General features: G+C 64.5%; 4 protein-coding genes and 1 pseudogene. All 5 read right to left on the bottom strand.

What is annotated here, in order from left to right; translation table 11 throughout:
• Positions 1–276, bottom strand: a pseudogene (locus VIG90_RS06570) (TolC family protein); the annotation flags it as partial.
• Between the two features lie 2 nt (positions 277–278).
• Positions 279–1,385, bottom strand: a complete 1,107-nt coding sequence (locus VIG90_RS06565; RefSeq protein WP_331592684.1) for an ABC transporter permease — start codon at positions 1,383–1,385, stop codon at positions 279–281.
• Positions 1,382–2,506, bottom strand: coding sequence for an ABC transporter permease (locus tag VIG90_RS06560; protein WP_331592683.1), 1,125 nt, complete (start codon positions 2,504–2,506; stop codon positions 1,382–1,384). Before VIG90_RS06560 ends, VIG90_RS06565 begins: the two co-directional genes overlap by 4 nt.
• Positions 2,503–4,218 (bottom strand): ATP-binding cassette domain-containing protein, encoded by a 1,716-nt coding sequence (locus tag VIG90_RS06555; RefSeq protein WP_331592685.1) that lies wholly within the window; start codon positions 4,216–4,218, stop codon positions 2,503–2,505. Before VIG90_RS06555 ends, VIG90_RS06560 begins: the two co-directional genes overlap by 4 nt.
• 1 nt (position 4,219) lies before the next feature.
• A partial coding sequence (locus VIG90_RS06550) for an HlyD family efflux transporter periplasmic adaptor subunit (RefSeq protein ID WP_331592682.1) occupies positions 4,220–5,060 on the bottom strand: 841 nt, incomplete at its 5' end.

Genomic DNA, 5,060 nt, shown 5'->3' with positions numbered 1-5,060 from the left:
CCGGCGCCCCGCCGCAGCATCGCGCCCAGCCCGCGCCTCGCGCAGCCGGGCCTCTGCCTGCCGCAGGTCTAAGTTATGGCTTGCCGCGCGCTCGATGAGCTCGACGAGCAAAGGATCCCCCAGCCCGCGCCATGGCTCAGGATCGATAGCCCCCGTATTCACCGGGGCGGACCAGGACGCTTCCCGGCCTGCAACATCGGGCCTCTCATAGTCAGGCCCGACGGTGCACCCCGCCAGAAGCGACAGAACAAGCAGGAGAGGCAGACAAACTCGCATGACTACTCCATCCTCATGCGGAAAAGGGCAGACGCTGCCACCAAAGTCACCATCGCGATCACCGCAAGCGGCCAGGTGAGGTTAAGGACCTGCCCGGCAGGCATGGCTTTCAGGAAGGTCGCCTCGCTGATAGTCAGGAACCAGGCGGCGGGGTTGGCCCATGCGATGACTTGCAGCCACCCCGGCATATTATCGATGGGGCTGGCATAGCCGGAGAGGATCACCAGCGGCACGGTGACCGAGAACATGCCGAGGAACGCCTGCTGCTGCGTCATCGACACGATGGAGATGAGCATTCCGATGCCGGTCAGCGCGAGCAGGTAGAAAAACAGCGCGACGTAGAACAGCAGTAGCGATCCGGTCAGCGGCACGCCAAAGACGGTGGGCAGGAGAACAACAAACAGGGTCGCATTCAGGCCACCGACGAGCATCGGCGGGAGCATCTTGCCGATCAGGATCTCGTGGGTCCGCAAGGGCGAGACCATGAGCTGGTCGAAGGTGCCAAGCTCGCGCTCGCGCGCGACCGACTGGGAGACGACCGCAAGGGCCGAGACCGCACCGATCACCGCAATCAGAGCCGGCATCACGAACCACATGTATTCAAGGTTCGGATTGAACCAGTGGGTCGCAACCGTCCCGCCCGTCATGGCAAAGGCTCGAGGCGATGTCATCGCCCCTACATTCATCGTGATCTGGTTGATGTAACTGGAGACGATCTGCGCGGCATTGGATCGCCGCCCATCGAAGACGGCACCGACAACAGCGCCCCGCCCGGAGGCGACATCCGCTGAAAAGTTGGGATCAAAGCGCAGCGCCACAATGACCTTCTGTCGGTCAATCGCCTCGCGCAGCGCAGCATCGGAGTGCAGCGGCAGTACTTCCCGCACATTGGGGCTGCCCGCCAATCGCTCCACAATCTCCCGGCTCCACCGGCCGCCGTCCAGATCGAGGATGCCGACCCGGATGTTGTTGACCTCCATCGTCGAGGCGAAGCCGAACAGGAACAACTGGATGAGCGGGGGCGCGATCAGGATCAGCCGGGCGCGCGGGTCGCGCAGTACCGCCAGGATTTCCTTGCGGATGATGGCAAGTAACCGTGGGCCGATCATGCGATCCTCCTGCGGGTTGCCCGCACACAGAAGAAGAACAGCACAGCGCCGAACACCAGCAGGATCGCCATGTTCGGCAGGAACAGGCCCCAGTCGTCCCCGGCGATGAAGACCGTCTGCAGCTGCGGGATCAGATAGCGCGCCGGGACCAGATAGGTCAGCCCCTGTATGATCCGGGGCATGGAGGGGATTTCGAAAACGAAGCCCGACAAAAGCAGGGTCGGCAGAAACGCCGTCAGCAGCGCCACCTGGCTGGCGACGAACTGGCTCTTGAAGGTTGAGGAGATCAGCAAGCCCTGCCCCAGCGCCGGGATGAGATAAACCGCGGCAATGATGAACAGCGCCAGAACTGAGCCTCGAAACGGCACCTGAAACACGGTGACGGCAAGCACGCTGCAGAGCGCCATCGAGAAGAGCCCGAGCACGAAGTACGGGATGACCTTGGTCAGCAGGAACTCGCCCATGCCAACCGGAGTCGCCATGATTCCCTCCATGGTGCCGCGCTCCCATTCGCGGGCAACGACCAACGCGGTCAGGAGCGAGCCGATCATGGTCATCACGACCGCAATGGAGCCGGGCACCAGAAAGTTGCGGCTCGCAAGCTCGGCATTGAACCAGAAGCGCTCCGATACGGTAATCGGCACAGCCTGCCTTCCCCCTTGATCGCCTGTGCGCGCGGCCACCCATGTCGCATAGACGCCGTTCGCGTAAGAGGATACGAAGCTGGCCGTATTCGGCATGGAGCCGTCCGTGATCACCTGAACAACGCCCCCGCCCCGGCTGTGCATGCGCCCGAAATCCTGCGGGATCACGATGATGGCATGAATGTCACCTGCCACCAGCTCACGCTCCAGCATTGTAATGGGCCCAACCGCCTCTACATCGAAAAAGCGCGAGTGCTGGAAAGTAGAGGCGAGCGAGCGGGCCGGTTCGCTGTCGTCCTCGATTGAGAGGCCAATGCGCGTGCGCGCCGCGTCCAGGTTGACGCCGAAGCCCATGAGAAACAGCAGCAAGACCGGCAGCAGGAACGCGATGAGAAATGTCGAAGGATCGCGCAGGATCTGATAGGATTCCTTCCTGAGCATCGCGGTGAAGCGCAGGAACTGGCTTGAGCGCGTCATGCCGCCTCCTCCCTCGCATCGAAGGCCTCGATCAACGCAATGAACGCTTCCTCGAGCGTCGCATCAGGCTGGCCGGATTGCTCCTTCAGCTCATCCGGGGTGCCGGAGGCAATCTGCTCGGCGCGGTAAATGAGCGCGATGCGGTCGCAGTATTCCGCCTCTTCCATAAAGTGCGTCGTCACCAAGACCGAGACGCCCTTCTCGACAAGACCGTTAATGTGCGACCAGAATTCGCGCCGGACGATGGGGTCGACGCCCGAGGTCGGCTCATCGAGAAACAGCACCGGCGGCTGGTGCAGCACTGCGCAGGCAAGTGCCAGGCGTTGCTTGAAGCCGAGCGGCAGCGCCCCGCTGTTCATGCGGAGCACCCGCTGGAGGTGGAAGGTCTCGATGGCCTGCTCGATTGCAGCGCGCGCCTTCTGTCCTGACAGGCCATAAGTGCCAGCAAAGAACTCAAGGTTCTGCGCAACCGACAAATCGCCATAGAGCGAGAACTTCTGCGCCATGTAGCCGAGCGACTGGCGGGCATCGGCACTTGCGTGGCGAAGATCGTGCCCCGCCACCGACCCGGTCCCCTCCGTCGGGGTCAAGAGGCCGCACAGCATCTTGAAGGTGGTGGACTTGCCGGCGCCATTGGGACCAAGCAACCCGAACACCTGCCCCCGCGGAACAGAGAAGTGGATATCGCGGGCCGCCGTGAAATCGCCGAAGCGCTTTGTAAGCCCTTTGGCCTCGATCGCAGGCTGATCCTGCTCAGGAATGACAGGATAACTGCGCGCTAAGTCCGATGTGCCTTTGGGGCCGCCACCCAGCAAATCGATGAAGGCATCCTCGAAGCGCGGCGGAGCTGCCTGCAGCTCGACATTCGGCCCGGCTTCGATCTCACCCAAGGGCGGCTCTCCCTTACCCTCCCGCATCATCAGGCGGACCGCCCTGCCCTGGACCGTGCCGTCGGCGATGGAAGGATGGTCGAGCGCGCGCCGCAGCACCGCCCGTCGCCGGGCCTCCGGCATTTCGAGGCGGTAGATACGCCCCTCCGTCCGCCGGGTCAGCTCGTCCGGCGGCCCGCCGTAGAGAAGACGCCCCTCGTTCAGCAGAAACACCGTATCGCACCGCTCGGCCTCGTCGAGATAGGCGGTCGACCACAGAACCCCGATGCCCTCGCTCGCCAGATCCCGCACTATCCCCCACAGCTCGCGCCGCGAGACGGGGTCAACGCCGACGCCGGGCTCGTCGAGCAGCAAGAGCCGCGGCTCGCGCACAAGGGCGCAGGCAAGCCCGAGTTTCTGCTTCATGCCGCCGGAGAGCTTACCGGCAAGCCGCCCCTGGAACCGCTTGAGGTCCGTGAACTCGAGAAGCCGGGAGAAGCGCTCCTGCCGCTCTTCCTGAGGCAGGGCGCGCAGGTCCGCGTAAAGGGTCAGGTTCTCGGCAACGCTCAGGTCCTCGTATAGGCCAAACCGCTGGGGCATGTAGCCAATCATGCTGCGGTCGGCCTGCACAGCGGGCCTGCCCTCAACGAGGGCTTCGCCGCCATCTGGCTCGATCAGGCCCATGAGGATGCGAATGAGCGTCGTCTTGCCCGCGCCATCGGGTCCGACGAGACCGGTCATCCGGCCGGGCAGTATGGCCAGATTAACGCCGTCGAGCGCCGGCGGCCCATCCTTGGCAAATGACTTGGTGACCCCACGTGCAACTGCTACCGGCTCGGTCATGTCAGTTGCCCGCAGGCGGGCGGGCACCGGGAACATGGATGGTGACCGGCTGCCCCTGTCGAAGGGCATCATCCGGGTCATCGATGAGCACCCGAACACGATAGACGAGATCGGTCCGCAGGTCTTCGGTCTGGACAGTCTTCGGCGTAAACTCAGCCGTCGGCGAGATCTGGCTGATCACGCCGCGGTAGACCCTGGGATTGCCGTCCGCCTGCACCTCTACCTTCATGGCGGGCGCGATCCGCGACAGATCGCGAGCCCCCACATAAGCCCGGAGCCGGACCGGCCGGTCGATGGTCAGCGTCAGAACGGTCTCGCCAGGCTGGACGATGGCCCCCGGCTCGCGCGCCCGGGTGAGGACGGTGCCGGCGTTTGGCGCAATCAGCGTCGCGTCGGCAAGGTCTGTCTTTGCTGCATCCCGCTGCGCCCGGGCCGCTGCCACCTGGGCGGCGGCTGCCTGCCGGTCCTCCTCGCGAGCGCCGGCGCGGGCAAGGGACAGGGCTTCGCGGGCTGATCTGACCTGCGCCTCGGCCATACGATACTGGGCGGCGGTCGCATCATAGACCTGACGACTGACCGCGCCGGTCTTCACCAATTCGCTGCGCCGGTCATAATCCTCCCTTGCTCGGCTGAGGGCCGCCTCGGCCTCCGCAAGGCCCGCCTCGGCACGGGCGATTTCTTGCGGCCGGTTGCCCGCGCGGGCTTTGGTCAGCTCGGCTTCAGCGACCTGGAGCTGTGCTTCAGAGGCGGCCAGGCGATCCCGGAACGTGCTCTTGTCGAGTTCGGCCAGCACCTGGCCTGCCTTGACGTGCTGGCCTTCTTCCGGACCGATCGCTTCGATC

Origin of the sequence: Pedomonas sp. (assembly GCF_036515995.1) — a bacterium.
Lineage (GTDB): Bacteria > Pseudomonadota > Alphaproteobacteria > Sphingomonadales > Sphingomonadaceae > Pedomonas.
Note: the sequence above shows the minus strand (reverse complement) of the source record. Positions and strands in the feature narration are given on the sequence as shown.